The 18277-nt window shown below is 57.5% G+C and carries 15 protein-coding genes; all 15 read left to right on the top strand.

Annotation, left to right across the window (positions count from 1 at the left end; translation table 11 throughout):
* Nucleotides 1–74: 74 nt before the first annotated feature.
* The 15 genes from VM554_10440 to VM554_10370 all read left to right on the top strand — a co-directional run bounded on the left by VM554_10440 (nt 75) and on the right by VM554_10370 (nt 18271).
* Complete coding sequence (locus VM554_10440; protein ID HVJ08793.1) at nt 75–599, top strand: hypothetical protein; 525 nt, start codon at nt 75–77, stop codon at nt 597–599.
* A gap of 203 nt (nt 600–802) precedes the next feature.
* On the top strand, nt 803–1186 hold the full coding sequence (locus VM554_10435; GenBank protein ID HVJ08792.1) for a hypothetical protein: 384 nt from the start codon (nt 803–805) through the stop codon (nt 1184–1186).
* A complete protein-coding gene (locus VM554_10430; protein HVJ08791.1) occupies nt 1183–5787 on the top strand; it encodes a hypothetical protein in 4605 nt (1534 codons plus the stop codon). Before VM554_10435 ends, VM554_10430 begins: the two co-directional genes overlap by 4 nt.
* Before the next feature lie 71 nt (nt 5788–5858).
* The gene (locus VM554_10425; protein ID HVJ08790.1) at nt 5859–7394 is read left to right on the top strand and encodes a hypothetical protein; all 1536 of its coding nucleotides are present in this window, start codon (nt 5859–5861) and stop codon (nt 7392–7394) included.
* A 371-nt stretch (nt 7395–7765) separates the two neighbouring features.
* Nucleotides 7766–8638, top strand: coding sequence for a HipA family kinase (locus VM554_10420; protein ID HVJ08789.1), 873 nt, complete (start codon nt 7766–7768; stop codon nt 8636–8638).
* 84 nt (nt 8639–8722) lie between these two features.
* A complete protein-coding gene (locus VM554_10415) occupies nt 8723–9547 on the top strand; it encodes a DUF3037 domain-containing protein (protein HVJ08788.1) in 825 nt (274 codons plus the stop codon).
* Nucleotides 9548–9574: 27 nt separating this feature from the next.
* Nucleotides 9575–10933 (top strand): phage portal protein, encoded by a 1359-nt coding sequence (locus VM554_10410; GenBank protein ID HVJ08787.1) that lies wholly within the window; start codon nt 9575–9577, stop codon nt 10931–10933.
* Between the two features lie 25 nt (nt 10934–10958).
* Nucleotides 10959–11570 (top strand): hypothetical protein, encoded by a 612-nt coding sequence (locus VM554_10405; GenBank protein HVJ08786.1) that lies wholly within the window; start codon nt 10959–10961, stop codon nt 11568–11570.
* The gene (locus VM554_10400) at nt 11561–12001 is read left to right on the top strand and encodes a hypothetical protein (protein ID HVJ08785.1); all 441 of its coding nucleotides are present in this window, start codon (nt 11561–11563) and stop codon (nt 11999–12001) included. Before VM554_10405 ends, VM554_10400 begins: the two co-directional genes overlap by 10 nt.
* 164 nt (nt 12002–12165) lie before the next feature.
* Nucleotides 12166–13134, top strand: a complete 969-nt coding sequence (locus VM554_10395) for a hypothetical protein (GenBank protein ID HVJ08784.1) — start codon at nt 12166–12168, stop codon at nt 13132–13134.
* A gap of 202 nt (nt 13135–13336) precedes the next feature.
* Nucleotides 13337–13963 carry a hypothetical protein gene (locus VM554_10390; GenBank protein ID HVJ08783.1) on the top strand — a complete coding sequence of 209 codons (627 nt, stop codon included), beginning with the start codon at nt 13337–13339 and terminating at the stop codon, nt 13961–13963.
* Between the two features lie 173 nt (nt 13964–14136).
* Nucleotides 14137–14412 (top strand): hypothetical protein, encoded by a 276-nt coding sequence (locus VM554_10385; protein HVJ08782.1) that lies wholly within the window; start codon nt 14137–14139, stop codon nt 14410–14412.
* A 13-nt stretch (nt 14413–14425) separates the two neighbouring features.
* Nucleotides 14426–14914, top strand: a complete 489-nt coding sequence (locus tag VM554_10380) for a hypothetical protein (protein HVJ08781.1) — start codon at nt 14426–14428, stop codon at nt 14912–14914.
* Nucleotides 14911–15864, top strand: a complete 954-nt coding sequence (locus VM554_10375) for a hypothetical protein (GenBank protein HVJ08780.1) — start codon at nt 14911–14913, stop codon at nt 15862–15864. Before VM554_10380 ends, VM554_10375 begins: the two co-directional genes overlap by 4 nt.
* 94 nt (nt 15865–15958) lie before the next feature.
* Entirely contained in the window at nt 15959–18271 is a 2313-nt protein-coding gene (locus VM554_10370; protein ID HVJ08779.1) for a hypothetical protein, read from the top strand.
* Nucleotides 18272–18277 lie beyond the last annotated feature (6 nt).

Raw genomic sequence — 18277 nt, 5'->3', positions numbered from 1 at the left:
GGGAGTCGCAGGCAACGGAGGCAGAAGCATCGGCATGAGACAGCGGATTGCCGCAAGGCGATTGGAGGTGCGGCATGAGCGCTGCGCTGGTGCTGCCCTGCGTGTGGAGCGAGAGTGAGAAGCAGCCTATAGCATCGCCAGGACAGCGTGTCCTTAAGCGCGAGCAGGAAGAATGGCCGGCAGAAGAACTCGCGTTTTATCGCAAGCACACACAATCTCTCTTACGAAGGTATATGCACATGTCGATGCAGATGGGCAGGGTGCCGTCGGTTCTAGGCGAGTGCATGTTCCGGGGACGCGTGTCGAGCTACCGGGTACGGAGTTTTGAAGACGCGGTGATCTTTGTCTTCGACATCGAGAAGTGCTTGAAACGCCTGGACCAGGTACACCAAGGGCTGATCGCACGGATCGCGCTGCAAGAATACACGCAGGGCGAAGCGGCAGCACTGATGGGCATGAGTCTACGTTCCGTAGTGAGGAAATATGGCGAAGCGCTGGACAGGCTTACGGCAATTTTCCTGAGTGTGAAGCTGCTGACGATTCCAGGAATGGATTCGTGTCAAGATGCAGCGAAGAATGGGAGGCGGCCAAGAGGCTGAAACCATTGCGCTGAACCGTGTTGCAGGCGGCTGGCGTAACTAACTCTCGCCAGTTGCTATTCTAAGAACAACAGTGAAAGAAAAGAGGGGCAAGGGGGACGCGATCGGCGTCCCTCTTGCCTTTTTTGATGATGCCAGTGCAGAAGAAGAAAAGCGGGAATGCAGTAACGGGTCCGGTGGAAGACGAACTACGAGAAGCTAGCTTGAAGTCGAGAGCAAAGAAGACCGGCGCAACGAAGAAGAGTACAAATCCACCTACGCCGAAGAAACGAATTAGAAACTACAAGGCTCATACAAAGAAGGAGCTATCGGAGGCATTTCCGGAAATTGTGGATTCGTCGATCGAGCGAGCGAAACATGGGAGCCTGACACACACGAAGTTTCTGATTGAGATGGCCGGCGTGAAGGATGAACGGACGAGCCGTGGGAAGAAACAACGGCATGTAAGCCTGGCAGAGATGCTGATGAAAGAACTCGCCAAGCGCAACGATATGGAGACTGAAGTCGAAGATCCGAAGGATCAGGAGACGCAGGCGCAGCAACACGGACCGAAAGCCGCTGATACGCGGAGTGAGGATGAAGCATGACATTTGTGAAGAGGTTGCCGGGAGTTGTTGCGTGGCTGGGAATACTGTTAGCTTTTTTGCCTCAGAGGGCTTTGGCGGTGGCAACGGATACGGTGCAGGGTACGGTGTATCGCGCGGATGGAAGCGTGGCACAGGGGACGCTGCTGCTGAGCTGGCCCGCATTTACGACGAGTGCAAATGAGGCAGTGGCATCGGGCAGTAAATCAATCCCGATTGGAGCTGACGGATGGGTGGCGATTGGTCTCGCTCCCAATGCCGGAGCTGCTCCGGATGGAACGTACTATACGGCCGTCTACCATCTGAATGATGGGACGACAAGCACCGAGTACTGGGTTGTTCCCTCTGCTGCGACAGTCAGCCTGGCGTCGGTGCGCGCGAAGGTGATGCCAGTAGCAATGGCGGTGCAGGCAGTCACGAAGCAGTATGTGGATACCTCGATTGCCGGCGTAACTACAGGTTTTGTACCTTCGAGCGGCGGCACAATGACGGGGCCTCTGTTGCTGAACAGCGATCCAATTACCGTTCAGCAGGCAGCGTCGAAGCACTATGTGGATCAAGCAGCCTCCGCGCTGCTGCCAATGACAGGAGGCACGATGAAAGGATCGCTGACGCTAGCCAACGATCCTGTCGGGAACTACGACGCAGCCACAAAGGAATATGTCGACCGCGCATCGTCTGCTTCTGTCTCCAAGGCGGGAGACACGATGACGGGGCCTTTGACGACTCCTGTGGTGAATGGGAAATACTTTCCAGAGGGAACCACACTTCAGCAGGCGATCAATGCGGCGGGAGCTACAGGTGCGGTGGAGATCCCTGCGAATTATGCGGGCACCGACACTTTCACGAATCCATACGGCATACCCGTAATTGATTTGCGAGTCATGGAGTACCGGTCGGTCACTGACTGGGGCGTGAAGTGCGATTTCAACGGCAGCACAGGGACGGACAATTACCAAGCGCTGCATGATGCGTTCGTTGCCGCGATCAATCCCTACAAGCCCTTTGGCCTGAAGTTTCCGGCTGGGAAGTGCTATACCTCGAAGCCATTGCCCTACACCTGTCAGTATCTAAAAGGCGTGGGAACAGGACTCTCTGTATTGGTTGGTGGCCCAGGGCAGGACATCATCAGCAATATGGACCCGAACGACCGAACAACAGACGGATTGCCGGGTGGCGGAGGCAATGGCATTTGCGGTTGGCAGGGCATCGTGACCAAGGGCAAGATTCAGGATCTCACCTTGCAGGTGGATACCAGTGTGGACGTGACACAGCTTTACACCACGCTGACGAATGCGATTGGAGCCACGGATACTTCTCTGACCGTTGGCTCGACGCAGTATTACCGTCGCGCGGGTTTCGTGCTGGTGGATCAGGAATTGATTCACTACACGACAGTAAGTGGCAACACGATCACGACCAGTAACGCGGTAGATCGCGGATATGGTGGCACGGTTGCGGTGGCACACGCGGCGGGTGCTCCTGTGCACTACCTGGGCGATCTGTCCTTTTCCGGGCAGGGATCGGCGTGGGCAAACAAGCCGTGGGTCAGCTCTATCTCTCATGCTCCGGCGAGTACGCTGCGCACCTGGCCCACTGCAAACATTGGAGCAACCGATACCTCGATTACACTGGCCAGCATTGCGGGGCTTCCTACCTCTGGAGTCATCCAGCTAGGTGGCGAGTTTGTCAGCTATACCGGGATCAGCGGGAATACCCTTACGGGGCTGACCCGGGGACTATATGCAACCACTGCGGTTGCACATAACGGGATAGGTGGAAATTCGGCAGGGGAGACTGTTGTCTACTCCAGTTATCTTCCTGGAGTGCTTGGGGCGACTGCCGCTGCGGGCTCTACATCGATTACGCTGGCTTACGCGCCGATTGGCTTCCCTGCTTCTGGAACGCTGCTGATTGATTCGGAGCGTATCAACTACAGCGCCATTTCGGGCAACACCATTACCACGACGGCCACTGCACAAGCGCATGATCCCGGGGCAGTCGTCAACGTGGTGGACGGTATTGCTGCCAGCCAAACAACAATCGCCATCACGGATAATCCAGCCAACACGCCGCTAGGCTACGCGGACTTTGGCGGATACGGCGAGGTGATTGGGGCGATCGGCATAGACTACGGAACAGCCTCGAACGAGTATGCGACCTATACGGATGGCATACCGTTCATTATTCCGGGAACGACTCCGACGAAATACTTCCTTGTCTATCTCGGAGTGAAGCGCGGGCAGACTTCGACAACTGCTGTGGCTCACGCTTCCAATGCGGTCATCAATGCCGTCAATCCTTTTACTTTCACGACTCCAACACAGAACGGGAAACACAACGGAGTTATTCCTGCATGGAACATTGGCAACTGCGGGCTGGCCTTCCATTACTCCGATGGTTCGCCGGCGGGTGCGCTGGTTACCAACCCGACGTTGGGAAATCCGGACCTGGAAAATATTGAGTTTCTCGGATCATCCTCAAACAGCACAAGCTCCTGCAGCATTTTCTACCAGAGCTGGCCTTACTCGGTATCTGTGAAGAACTATCACATCTGGCACACGAACTACGGCATTGTATGGGCTATGGCCGGCGTGAACGACGCGGCGCAAGCCTACAACGGCGCCGCCGGATGGACGAATACCAGCCCCTATAACAAGTTCACCAACGGTATGGTGGATACGCCAGTGCCCTGGTTCTCTATCGCCGGACCGCAGATTATCGATGAGATGAATATCGAGAGCGGGCCGAACACCATCAATAACGTGGACCAGCCGTTTTCAGAATCTCGGCAGCCCAGCGATGGTCTTGTGACGGACGAAGCAGGATACGTAACGGGCAGCGACCTGAAGCTGAAGGGCGTCAGTGGAGAATTCAACTTAGGCACAGGCTGGCACATCAATCCGTTTTATCCTGCAGGGATTCTGCATAACGGGATGACCAGCAATGCGGAAACGATCCTTGGACCTAGCTGGTTCACGCAGCAGCCGTTCTATCTAGACACCTCGACGGCGGACAGCAAAGGACAGTTTCTTGGGAATGTCATCCTGACGGATTCATCGTTTGCGAATAACCTGGCCACTGCTCCGGCTGCCGATTACGGCAAGGACAACACGGTAACAGGTATCGCCACGGCAAATGCAGGCTATCGCAAGCTGAATGGTATAGCACAGATCGAGAACGTGGGTCAGTCGCGGCCGGATGCTTTCCTGATGGGCAACATTAACAATGACTGGTTCAACTCCCTGGTGGATATGAAGATTGAACCAGAAGACTTGATGAGCACCCTGGGAAGCCCGCGGGGTGTGAATGGAAGCATCTACTCCGATGCCACAGTGCCGCTCGGACGAGGGAAGGCGCTGCATATTCCGTATCACGGCCAATGCTGCGGATGGCAAGGAGGAGGGTGGCTGCAGGATAGCGGTGTGCCGCTGAATCAGCGGATCAACTATGGGAAGGGCACGATGTACCTTACGTTGAAGGCCGATTATGGCCCGACAACGCAAGGGTGGTCGCTCAACCTGGGAACAACCACGACCTGCAACCTGACTCCATCATGGTCGGTGTGTGCCGTTCCTTATGACACAACCATCAACGGTAGAGGATGGTTTAACACCAATGGGGGCGTAAATATCAGTTCTCAGGGGACAGCGAATGGTTCGGGTATTTCTTTAGGTCCTATCGTGTTCTCGCCTAAGTGGGACTCGATCAATGTAACGACAGCAAATGTGGACAATGTTGTTGCCAAGACTGTGAGCACGTCGAGTCAGGTCGGGACTTCGGTAGCCTCGACCATCAACACGAATCTAGGCTCCACTTCGTTGTCAACGGACGGTATTCCTTTGACAAGTACGTGCAACCCTAATTCGGTTCCTGTGAATTATACTCAGCCGGCATTTGGTGTACCTGGACAGGCAGTTATCGATAGCGAGGTAATCTCGTGGGGATCGGTGCATTGCCGTGGCGATTACAGCGTCTCTTTGGATAACTTGTCCAGAGGTTTGTTGGGCACGACTGCAACGACGCACAGCTTTGGTGCAGCGATTTCAACCATCCCTTACTCCCTGCTGATTAACAACGCATTGCAGGAGCTATGCACCTCAACGGGGTGTAACTTTGGACCGGGCAGCCCTACGTATCCTCTGTCCTTTGGCGGGGTGTACGGTGGGGATTTAAGCGGGAACTGGCATACGAATACGTTGATCTCCAATGTTGCCACGGGAACCGCTCCTATCTCGGTGACCTCTACTACCCCGGTGGCGAACCTGACGCTGGCCAGCCCTTCGCAGGTATCGGGTTTATTTGCAGAGGCGGATATAAGTTACTCGGCAACTCCAACCTTCTCGTCAACGGGAAGCGTGAACTATCTGTTGCTGACAGGGAACGTCACCTCTTCCACAATTGGAGCAGGCGCCAGCGGCCAGAGCATGACGTTTGTTGTGTGCCAGGACTCAGTTGGCGGACACACGTTTGCGTGGCCTGCGAATGTTCGGGGTGGGATGACCATCGGCGCGACAGCATCGACATGCAGTTCGCAGAGCTTCTCCTATGTAAGTGCGCTCTCGAAGTGGGTCGCTGGGAATGCGGGAGTCGCAAACGAATAGGCGCCGGTCAAGAGCGGCGGGCGGCATATGAGCCGGTGGTTCAACGAGACGGTAACTGAATCGGAGAAGAGATGAAGGCCCAGGATGTGCCGGGGGATCTGGGAGAACTGTGCGGCCTGGGGGTGGTGCTGGACGAGAGGCTGGCCACACTCAAGGAACAAACGACGGGGATGTTTTTGGCGGAGGCACTGCTGAAGGTTCGGGATCGGCGCGGACAGTGCGTGGCGTTCGTTCCGAACCGGGTGCAGAGGGAGTTTGAAAGAAGACGCGGGCGGCGAAACATTGTGCTGAAGGCCAGGCAGATGGGCATCAGCACGTGGGTTGCCGGCCGCTTTTTTCTGAAGACGATTACAAAGCCGGGGACGTTGACGGTAGAGGTCGCGCATACGCAGGAAGCGGCGGAAGATCTCTTCCGCATGGTGCACCGTTTTTGGGAGTATCTTCCAGAAGGGTTGCGGCAGGGCGCGCTGCGGACATCGCGGTCGAGCGCGCGGCAGATGATCTTTCCTGCGCTCGACAGCGAGTACCGCGTGGAGAGTGCCGGGGATACAAATGCTGGGCGGGGGATTACGATCCAGAATCTGCACTGCTCGGAGGTCGCTCGCTGGCCGGGGAATGCCGGAGAGACTTTGGCCGGGCTACGGGCCGCGATGCCTCCTGATGGAGAGATCGTGCTGGAGTCTACGCCGAAGGGGGCTTCGGGGTGCTTCTTTAACGAATGGCGCCGGGCAGGCGAGACGGGAACGGTGCGGCACTTTTTCCCCTGGTGGTGGGAGAGTGCCTATGTAACCGAGGCGGTTGCAGAACATACGCTGACCGCCGAGGAAGTGGCGGTGCGCGAGCGGAACGGTCTTAGCCTGGAGCAGATCGGGTTTCGCCGCAAGCTCAGGGCTGACTTCGATATTTTGGCGAAGCAGGAATTTGCGGAGGATGCGGAGGAATGCTTTCTGGCCAGCGGCGCCTGCGTCTTTGATGCGGATGCTATTGCCGGCAGGATTCGGGATGCGGCGGATGCCATATCGACGAGGCTGGGCGGAGCGCTGCAGATCTGGTATCCGCCGGTGCCGGGCCGGAGCTACATTGTGGCGGCGGACCCTGCGGGAGGTGGCGCTGAGGGGGACTACTCCGCTGTACAGGTGGTGGAGTTGGAGACAGGACTGCAGTGTGCCGAATTGAGAGCGAAGTTGGATACGCTGGAGTTGGCACGAGAGGCTACGGCCCTGGCGAAGGAGTATAACCAGGCACTGCTGGCAGTAGAGAGGAACAATCATGGTTCGGGGGTGCTTGCTTACCTGGGAAGTGTCTGCCGCTATGAGAGGCTTTATATGCAAGGCGGGCAGCATGGATGGCTGACCACGTCGGTTTCCCGGCCGGCAGCGTTGGCAAGGATTGGAAGCGCCCTGGTTGAGGAGCCGGAGATCTTCCAGAGCCGGCGGTTGCTCGAGGAGTGCTGCAGCTTTGTTCGCCATGCCAATGGGAAGACTGGGGCGCGGGCGGGAGAGCACGATGATTGCGTGATGGCGATGGCGATCGCGATGGGCGTGCGAGCGGAGTTGCTGGAAGGCGGGGAAAGCAGGTCCTTCGCTTCGCTCAGGATGACAAAGTAAGTCTCAAGACGACGCAGGAACTCTCGAGACGACAAAGTAACTCTCAGGGTCACAAAGGAATGCTCGAGGCTGCAAGGAACGTTCGAGACTTGTAAGGAACGTTCGAGACTTGCAAGGTGCGTTCGAGACTGCAAGGACGTTCGAAGCGACAAGCAACGCTCGGGAAGACAAAGTAAGTCTCGAGACGACACAGGAACGATCAGGGTCACAGAGTGACGCTCAGGATCGCACAGTGTGACGACCAGCTAATGTGGCATTCCTCCACTGGCCGCGCACGGTGTGGAAGGCGGTGGCCGAAGGTAGTGGGGCGGGCAGGTTCGCAGGATAGAATTTGAGGATAGACCTTAAGAAGGGGAACGACGGATTTGGCAGTGCTGGTAGTGCAGGAGATTCGGCGGATGCGGGGGGGAGCACAGAGTCATCTGATGCTGGGCGCAGACACGAACCTGTACGTGGTGAAGTTCCAGAACAATCCGCAGCATGTGCGCGTGCTGGCAAACGAGTTTCTGGCCACGAGGCTGGCAGAGGCGGTGGGGTTGACGGTGCCGCCGTGCGAGGTGGTCGAGGTGACCGACTGGCTGATCGACCATACGTCGGAGCTGAAGATGGACCTGGGGCGATCGCAGGAGAGGTGCAGGGGCGGCTTGCAGTTTGGATCGCGCTTTGTGGGTGGGCTGATGCCCGGGCAGGTAGTGGATTACTTGCCGGAGGAGATGCTGCTGGAGACGCGGAACCTGAAGGAATTTGCCGGCATGCTGGCGCTGGACAAGTGGACCTGCAACGTAAATGGGCGCCAGGCGGTATTTGTGAAGAAGCCGCGGGAGCGGCGGTATGCGGCGACCTTTATTGACCAGGGGTACTGCTTTCACGCAGGGGAATGGAAGTTTGTGGATGCTCCGCTGCGGGGTGTGTATGCCCGCAATCCGGTATACAGGGACGTGGTTGGATGGGAGAGCTTTGAACCCTGGCTGAGCCGCATTGAGACGTTTGCACCGGAGAAGGCCTGGGCGATTGCGGAGGCGGTTCCTCCAGAGTGGTACGGCGGCGATACGGCGGAGCTGGAGCAGTTGGTAGAGCAACTGCTGGAGCGCAGGCTGCGGGTGCGGGAGCATATTGATATGTTTCGGGAATCTTCGCGGAAGCCATTTCCAAATTGGATGCGGCCAAAAGAAAAGCTGGTGAAAGGTGGGTTTCCGGACCCGAAGCAGGTACAGGATACGGAAGGCCCGAAGTGGATGATGTAGGACGCGGGTGCGGGACGAGCGGGAGCTGCCGATAGAAGAAGTAGAATTCGGTTGATTTTGCAGATTGGGCGAGAAGGGGCGCGAGTGGTAGGACGCAGGCAATGCGAGTTCTTCCTGATCCGGTACGTTCCGGATGCTGTGAAGAACGAGTTTGTGAACATCGGAGTGATGCTACGGGAAGCCGGGCATACCGAGGTGCGTTTTACGCGCGACTGGCAGCGAGTGCGCTGCATCGATCCGGATGCGGATACGGCCATGCTGGAGGCGCTTGAGGTAGAGGTACGGCGCAGGCTGGCTGAGGCGGCAGATGGAACGAAGACGGTGATGCAGGTGATTGAGGACTCCTTCTCAAACGCGGTGCAGATGACCGAGGCGAAAGGATGCCTGGCGGAGTCGATTCCTGCGGAGCTGGAGCAGTTGATGCAGCTTTATGTCGATCCGCAGAAGCGGCAGCGCGAGGTGCGTAGAAGCGGGCGGGGCGCGCTGCTGAATCGGATGCGCAACCAGTTTGACAGGGTGGGCGTGTGGGACCTAATGCGCAAGCGGATCGCGGCCTCGGATTATACGAAGCCGGGCGATCCTATGCGGATTGATTGCGGGTACAGGCCGAACGGCGTGGTGAAGATGTTTCACGCAGTCTCGCTCGAGAGCGACGCGGAGATGGCGAAGGTGCTGGCGTTCAGCGCGCCGGCGCTGGTGGAGGGAGTCGCGCGGGTGGAACAGGCGAAGCTGGAATTGACCGCGATTATTGAGCCTCTGGCAGAGATCAAGGGCGCGAGCGAGGACGAGGACCGGATATCGCAATACCGATTTGCGGTAGAGACGATGGAGCAGCAGACAATTCGAGTTCTGACGACGAGCGACCTGGTGCGGGTGGCAGAGACGGCACGGAGAGAGCTGCGGGTTTGAGCTAGAGCGGAGCAGGATTCGAGAGGCATGGCGATCAACGCCATGCCTTTTGTTTTTTGGGCCAGGGTGGCGGAAGCAGTGGCGGCATTGAATGAATTTTGGAATCAGGAAAAAGGGGCGAGCACATTGAAGCTGATGGAACCGATACGAAGTGCGTGGAAGCGTCTGAGTGGCGTGGAAGCCGGGGAAGGCCAGAAGACGGAAGGACAGCGCAAGACGCTGATGCTGCCGTCGATCTTGTCGCCACACCCATCCTCTACCAACCTGATGCCAAAGCCGACGCCAGCGAATCTGCGCAAATTTGCGGAGACGCCGGTAGTGCGGCGCGCGATCAACGTGATCAAGGATCGCATTGCCAGTCTGGATTGGCAGATCAAGGTGAAGCGCGGTTACGTGCCGGCAGAGGTTGCAGACCTGGATGCGCGCATGGCGGCGATCCGCAGGGCGCTAGAAGAACCGAACGACAGCGACTCCTTCCGCACGCTGGTGGAGCAGGTGCTGGAAGACGCGCTGGTGGGCGGGTTTGGGGCTATCGAAATCGACCTGACGGGCGATGGGGAGCGGCCGTTTGCATTGTGGCCGGTGGATGGCGCGACGATCCGTATTAATCCCAAATGGGATGGCACGCAGGAGACACCGCGCTATGCGCAGATGACAGGCCGCATGGGGACGGACGGGCTGATTTCGCTGCGTGATGATGAGCTGATCTATCTGCGAATGAATCCTCGGACGCATACACCATTTGGCCTGGGCCCGCTGGAAGTTGCATTTGAAACAGTGAACGCGTTTTTGAGCGCGAACCGTTTTGCCTCGAAGCTGGCCAGCAACTCCGTGGTGCAGTATGCGCTGTGGTTGAACGAGACGACTCCGGCACAGCATGAACGGCTGATCCGCTGGTGGCAGGATGAGATCGAGGGTACGGGTCGGGTTCCGCTGTTGAGCTCGGAGCAGAAGCCGGAGGTATTGCGCTTCAGCTCCGGCACGGATGCAGACCTGCGGCTGAACTGGCAGGAGTTCCTGATGCGATTGGTGGCGAATGCATTTGGTTTGCCGCCGATGATGCTGGGGCTGGAGCACGACGTGAATCGCTCGACAGCCGCAGAGCAAGGGAACGAGGCGTTTCGCAGTGCAATTGCACCGCTGGCAAAACTGCTGGCGGAGCACCTGACCCGGGATGTGTTGGCCAAGAGGCTCGGTTGGCGGGAATTTGAGTTCGTCTTCAACGAACTGGATGCACGCGACGAGATGACGGAAGTACAGATACAAACTTCATTGCTGAAGGCGGGCGTTCTGACGGTCGATGAGGTGCGATCGATGCGAGGGTTGGGGCCGTTGCCAACGACTCAACAAGATGGGATTGCGGGCGAGTCGCGGGGTGAGCAGTAGAAGCAGAACGCGAGTGGGAGAGTGAATGAGACTTGAAGCAATGGCATTAAAGATTCCTGCAGTCGCGGGCCATCCAAACCGGATTCCCTTTGAAGGCGTGTTGACGCTGGTGGATGTAGCCAGCGACAAGGCTCCTTCGGGGGCGAGAGGCCATCGTGTGCTGTTAACACGTGCGGCAGCGATGGCGGCATTGCCCTCCCTGCTGGGAATGGCAGTGGACTATCGGCCGGGTTGGGATGGACACGATGCGCGGAGGAAATGCGGAATTATCACCGAAGCAAACGTCGAAGGAAATGAGTTGCGCGTGAGCGGTTATCTCTTCGGAAGAGATTTTCCGGAAGTGGAGGAGCAGATGACTCGCGGCCAGGAAGGGACGATGGGGATGTCCTACGAACTGGCGGATGCGCACGTGGAAGATATGCGAGCCGAGGTTTGGAGGCTAAGCAAGGCCACCTTTACAGGTGCGGCGATTCTGTTGCGGGATAAGGCGGCTTATCGCAGTACATCGTTTCGCTTAACGCAGTGCCGGTCGATGACGCGACGGCCGGTGCGGTTGGCGGCACGATGCTCGGCATACGGTTCCTCAACGGGAATGGGTGAGACGGTGAGAGAAAGGGAAGGACACTTATGGAATTAGACAATCGGGAAGTATTGGACTCGGAAGCGGGCAGCCTGGAACGGCTGGAGGCTGCTGCAACACTGCTGGAGAAGACAGTGGCATTGCTGGAACAGGGACGCGCCGCGTTGGCTGGAGATGTGCAGAAGATTGTGGCAACCGTTGAGCAGAACAACGAGGGCAGCCGCAGAGAGCAAGAGCTGGAGCAAAAGCTGATGGCGGCGGAAGAAGAGATTGCCGAGTTGAGGGCACAAGCGGCTCAGCGCGAGGTGAAGACCTCCGCAGCGCGTAAGACTCTGCCTGCTGCCACGGTGCAGTTGCTGAGCAAGCAGGGTCTTGAGGATCTGGATCGAGTGGAAGCCGGCTCACTGGACGCTGCACTTGCGGGCTTGAGCCTGGAGCAGCGAATCGCGGTGAAGGCACAGCTTCTTCGCGCTGGCTCGCTGCGCTAACACCTGGAGCTCCTCCTAAAGAAGTAGAGTGCTCTGGCAAGTTGCCTGAGAACTGCGAACGATTTATGGGGGAGTGTACTGTCGTTTTTTCAGGATGGGCAATTGCTCCTCCTGAGAATCCACGAACCACGGAACTACCGCCTGGGAGCAGGCAGAAAGAAATTATGACCGCAAATTTTCTCGACATCCATTCCGCTGCTGACTTCATTGGACCTGGCGCCATCGAACTGCCGTTGTACCAGACTGAGATCACGGATATTGTTCGCCGCCGCGGATTGTTCGGGCAGCGCATCAAGCAAGTGCCGGCGACGGGCCATCCCTCGCGCTTCTTCGAAGAGATTGGGATTCCATCTCCCAGCACATCCGGATTTGTAGATCCACGGAACATTGTCGCTCCGGTTGTAAGCCCAACGCGCGTGGAACGTAGCGTTCCATTGAAGGCGCTTGTGGCGCAGCTGAATTACAACCTGTTTGACATTGAGCTCGGAACGCAGCAGAAGCAGTTTGCCTATCTGCAGGCGAAGGACCTGGTGGACACCATCGATGGCGTGATGCGCACGCACGACGTTGCACTGTGGAATGGCGCAGACACATCGTTGAGCACTCCGACGTCGACCCAGTATTACGGCGCGTCGGCGCAGATTGCTGCCGGTGGGAATACGACGACGATCGGCACGACACAAAGCATTGTAGATGGCTTGAAGTCCACGGTTGCGCAGATGGTCTCCAACAGCGGCTTTGCGGTTCGCCCCACAGCGATCTATGCCAATCCGGTACTACTGGATCTGATTGACCGTGAGATGAAGAGCGAGTTCAACGTTGTCCTGAACTCGAAGGAAATTGGAGCAGGGTTCACGGTCAAGACGCTTTCGACCCAGGCCGGCGACCTGCCTCTCATTCCTGAATGGGCGCTGAGCTATTCCGGTACCCCGGGATCGGGAACAGCGGTGCTGCCTGCCTACATTGTGACGGAGGATCTGATTGAGTATCACTGGCTGAGCGATTCTTCTCCTCGCGTCTTCCAGCTTGGAGTACCTGGATCGCTGGCTTCGCAGTATGTCGTCGTGAAGTTTGGCGGCGTTGTGGTGAAGGGCGCCAACTATGCCCACTACCAGGTTCTGGTAGATCGCTAGAGTCCTCCCTCCACGAGATAGTGTGAGGGAATAAAGGAATCCAGACTGGGTCGAGGCAACCACCTTGAGCCGAGTTTATCTGGATGCGTAGATACACGGCCAGACCCGATGGGAATATCGGGTCTGGCCTTGATGCGTTCTGGGAGATGGAGCAACAACGATACGGCACAGTAACTGTGGCGTATTGAGATGAAGGGTAAAGATGGGATATCTGCAGCCGACGGACTACGAGAATTTTGGATTGGCTCCGAACACGACGGATGACTGGATCACGGCGGCTTCCGCATTGATGGATGCTCACTGCCGGCGAACCAGCCTGAGTGTGACGCAGTATGTGGAGAGATTGCGCGTCGTGGAGGGAAGCCAAAGTATTCGGCTGAGTTACCTTCCACTGGCAGTCGTTGCACCGGGAACCTCACCATGGATCACGGTAAGGGCCCGATATGCGCGGCCCAGACGCGGAGAGATCGTTCTAGAGCCGATGAGATCGGAGATTGCGTGGGCATTTTCCCTTCCGGGAACATGGACGATGCTCGATAGCTCGACGCTGGACTTTGTGGCCGACACGGGTGAGGTGACGCTGCCTTATAACCTTCTCGGGCTTCCATACAACGAAGTGGAGGTTACTTATACGGCGGGGCTGACTGTGATTCCCAGTGCCGTGCAGAGCGCGTGCGCACAGATTGTAAAGAATGCGCAGGCGACACCTTCGCTCAACGTGAAATCGACAAAGATGGACACGATGCGTATGGATTACTTCGCAGCGACGCTGCTTGACGAGCAGGTGAAGGCGTTGTTGCGGCCGTATGTTTCGTGCCGGTTGGGGTAACTGATATGGGAGCGGATGTAAGTGTACGGAATCCAACGGAGGCTGCACAGCGAGCCGCGGATGCGCTGTTACGGTCGCTTGGAGGCACTTCAGTTCTACTGCGATTGCCGACCGCACCGTGTGCCACGGACGGCGATCAAGTGGGCCTAGACAGCGGTTCTTATCAAGATCTGGTGCTTAGCCCTGTCGTATTTCGCCGCGTGCGGGCAACGATGGTCGAGGGCTCGGAGTACAGGTGGGAACTGCTGCTCTCGGCATGTGCCGTGGAGGCGCAGCTCAGCGCTTCCCAACTGGGCTCCGCGGAAGCTCTATTCGCCGAGGCGGTCTCCATACTGGTGGGGACGAACACATTTCTGATTGAATCTATCTCCGCCTCGGAGTGGTGTGGGCGGATATACCTCTACAGGCTGCTTTTACGCGAAGCCTTGCCGAAGGCGCAGGGGATATAAGCGAGGCGAAAGAATGTTGGATGCGAAGGACACGTTTTATATCGCGCTGCGGGACAGATTGGCAGTGGTCAATCCCCAACGCACGATGATGGTGCGTGGAGCGCTGAGACCAGGAATCCTGGTAGAGGACGCCGAGCCGGTGGCAGCAAAGATGCCGCGGAACGTTTTTGTGCTGCGATGGACCGTGCTGGAGAAGGACCCGGTGTTGCCACAAACGATGGCAATCCTAGGATGCGAAATCCACTATGGGACGGTGGGAACCGAGGCGGCACTCGGCCTGGATCGCGGACGGCTCTTGGCGATCATGGACGAGGAATTGCTGCAGATCCTTAGACCGCTATCGGCACCAGTCATGAATTACAGCGTGGTCCCTGCGACGGCTACGGGAATGACTGTCTTGTGGACCGAACCTGTATTCGGCGCGACGACCATGAGTCGCGATTCCCTGGAACGCGTGGTCAAGGTCACAGTTCTAGCCCGGCAAGCAGGAGGAGTGCAATGAGCACAGCAACGACTCAAGGTTGTGCTGTAAACGCTTCGGCGCCCATCACTCGTCGCATTCGGGCATATTTTGCGCCGGTTGACCGCACGCTGCCTGCTCCGGTTCCATTTGATGCTGCACAGTTCGGGAGATTCGATCTCGAAAATCCTCCGGCGCCATGGATAGATCTTGGCTGGGTGGATAACTTCAGCAGGAAGTCGGCGAGCGAGATTGGCTCATTGGCTGCAGGTGCGCCTGGTGCCAGCAAGGTACAGGTACGGCAAAAGATCGACGCCTCGGTATCGCTGCGCTTTCTGCACTGGGGAAAGCTGCAGATGGCCCTGGCCGCAGGGTCGGATCATTGGAATCTGCTTACTCCTCCGGGCACGAACGCGGTATCTCTAGTCGCAGGGTCGACTGCAACGACGTTAATGATGAGCTCTACCGATGCAGCAACGTTCAGCGTTGGACAAAGAGTTGCGGTTGATGTGGATTACACGGGGCAGACGGGATATGTGGGAAGTGGCGCCTCGTGTGCGTACATCAGAAATGCAACGGCAGTGCAGGGCGATGTTCACTATGTGCGGCGACTGACATTGAACGTCTCCCGTGTTGCCGCGGTCGGAGCGGGTTCCGTTCAACTTGAAGAGCCACTCCTTGCTGGTGCGCCATCTGCGGCGATGCGCGTACAGACCGTAGCCGGATTCATGGATCGCGAGGGCGGAACATTCTTCCAGGAATGGTCTGCACTTTTCGTCATGGATGGGGAGGAGGGCGAGCGCATTCTCTACAACTATCCGCGTCTGCAGGCGATGAAGGGCGGACAGGAGTCTACGCATCCTGTAGCTGGAACGCTGGAGAGGATCTGCCTAGCGGCGGAGTTTCGGGCTATGCCTGTAGTGGATATCAAGGATGGACAACCGGCATTGTGCTATCGCAGCTTTCTGCCAGCGGCAGGGATGCCTCTCTAATTTTCGCTGCTGCTACTTTCTGTGAAGAATCGCGAAGGGCAGCGTCAACCAGTTCGCGGAACCACGGTGCGGGGACCATCGAGAAGGATCGCTTGTGAAGATAACCATTGATTTGCTGGACGGGACAGGACCGCGTGACTACAGCTCGACGATAGATGCGAAGCACCCTCTAAAGATTGTCAGAAAGCTCAACGAGCCATCAACCTGCACCTTCGGTGTACTTTCGACAGGCACGTCACCAACACTGTTACGAAATTCGCGAATCGTAGTTGGCAACGACAGTGGGGTTCTTTATTTTACGGGCTACGTAGCAACGGAGCCGGTGCTGGAGTATCTGGGCGCTGGAGTCGAGGGGACAACATTTAGTGCAGTTATTTTCGCGATCAGCGATGAGCTTCTGCTGGATAGGCAAGAGCTCTCCCGTAGTAGCAATACCTCGGGACAGCCTGCTTCGACGCTCATGAGCACTCTGATTTCCCGGGCAGGAGGTTTGCTCCAACTAGCGGGCGGTACTGGCTCGCCGTTGCTCGGGAGGTTCAGCCCCCAGGAGACGGAGAGCTGGTCAAAAAACGCGCAGGTGGTGGCTTCAACAGCACGGTCCTCCTACCGAGCCCTGAATGGTAGTGTGAGTCTGGCGCCGATAGGCACGACGGTGCACCAACTGAGCGAGGCAGATGGAACGCTGCAGGTTCAGACGCTGACCGCAGCGAAGACGAAGATGCTCGTGAATGACGCAACTCTCTGTGGAGAAGAAGAGCCTTCAGCCTACGTGACCGAACTTTTTCAGGGAGATGGAACGACCGCGGTGTTCAACCTGACGGCCAAACCATTTACCTCTACGGGTAGCGGCAAGACCTGGTATCAGGATGACTTCAATAGTCCAAGCATCGATACCCGGATGTGGCAGGTGGTGGATCCGGGATCCCATCTGGCCGTGACCGCCGCAGGACTTACTTTTAATGGCGGGAGCGGGATTGAGGGACAAACCTATCTCTCCTCGGTAAACACGCTTGAGATTGGCGGGTCACTGCTGCTGGAGGCGAGCGGAGTAAGTCTGGGTGCCGGGAGCGATGGATTGCTGCTTAGCCTTTGCCGGGGAGCCAGCACGGAGGCAAATTGCTTTGCGGGTTTTCGCGTGAAGCAGGTTTCCGGGAGCACATGCCTTGTACCAGTAGTCGGTGGCACCGAGGCAGGTGCTGCTTTGCCGATCAGCACGGGCAATTTGTACACGCTACGGTTACGTGTTTACAGCGTAGAGGCTCAACGTGTGTTGGAGAGCTTCTACTCTCTGGGGGATGCGGGGCTGGAGCAGTTTGGCGGGAACTTGATTCCTGCGGCTGCAAGCGTGTTGATGGAAGTGCAGGAGACCGTGAATGGGATTCCTGGAGTAGCGACGATTCTATATGACGGATCGATTAGCCAGGCTCCGGCGGTATGCAGCCTGGTGCTCGCGAGCAGCACTAGCTTGACGGGGAGTTTGCGGAGCATGCGGGTATGGGAACGCATTCCTGTATGGGTCCAGGTCGAGCCGCAAGGCGGAGGGTGGGCAAGCAAGCGAGTCGGCACGAAGAGCACCGATGGCGATTGCAAACTGGATTCGGCGGGAACGCTGCGATTCTTTGCCGGTTCTGTTCCGCCAGCGGGATCAAGTATCAGCGTTTGTTACAGAACACGACGGCGTGCCATCGCCAGGCTCTCTCAACCAGCGAGTGTGACGGCGGAGAGCAGGGGGGCGATCCCTGGAACTTCTCGTCTGACAGGCACGCTGACGCGGCCCAAGGCGAGGAGCTCCGCAGACTGCGAGAACGGCGCACTGGCATTGCTAAATACTTCCTGTAGCCGGTCGGCTGCTCTTGAAGGTAAGTACACAATGGCTGTGCTTGACGGAGACACGACACAGGCTGATGTGTGGCCGGGAGATCTACTCGCTATCAACTTTGCATCCGGTGCTTTTCAATCTGACGTCGTAGTTCGCGAGGTCAAATTGGATCTGACGCCGAGTGCGCCGGAATTACTGCAGTACACCATTGATGTTGCGAATGACTGGGCACGAGAGCTTTCGCTGGCGGTTTCCTCCGCAGTTCCAGCGGATGCGTGGATTCCACAGAGTCCTGACATTCCGGTGCTGAGCAATCTTCCGAATCTGAGCGCCCAGGTGAGTGGGGGGACAATCGCGGTGGATGCAGGCATGGCTCCTCCGACAGGGGGAGGGTTCGAGGTGCGGCGGCGCGACTGGGCTTTCGGTCCGGGTACGGACAGTGATCTGGTCCTGCGCAGCCCGGTTCAGCACTTCAACATTCCACGCTGGGCAGCGGCTGAACAGTACTACATTCGCATGTACGACGGATCAACCCCACCTGTGTATTCGCGCTTTTCCAGCGCGGTGTTTCTGAACTTACCAATGTAAGAGAGG

Source organism: Acidisarcina sp. (assembly GCA_035539175.1).
GTDB lineage: Bacteria > Acidobacteriota > Terriglobia > Terriglobales > Acidobacteriaceae > JANXZS01.
This window is presented reverse-complemented; position numbering and strand designations above follow the sequence as displayed.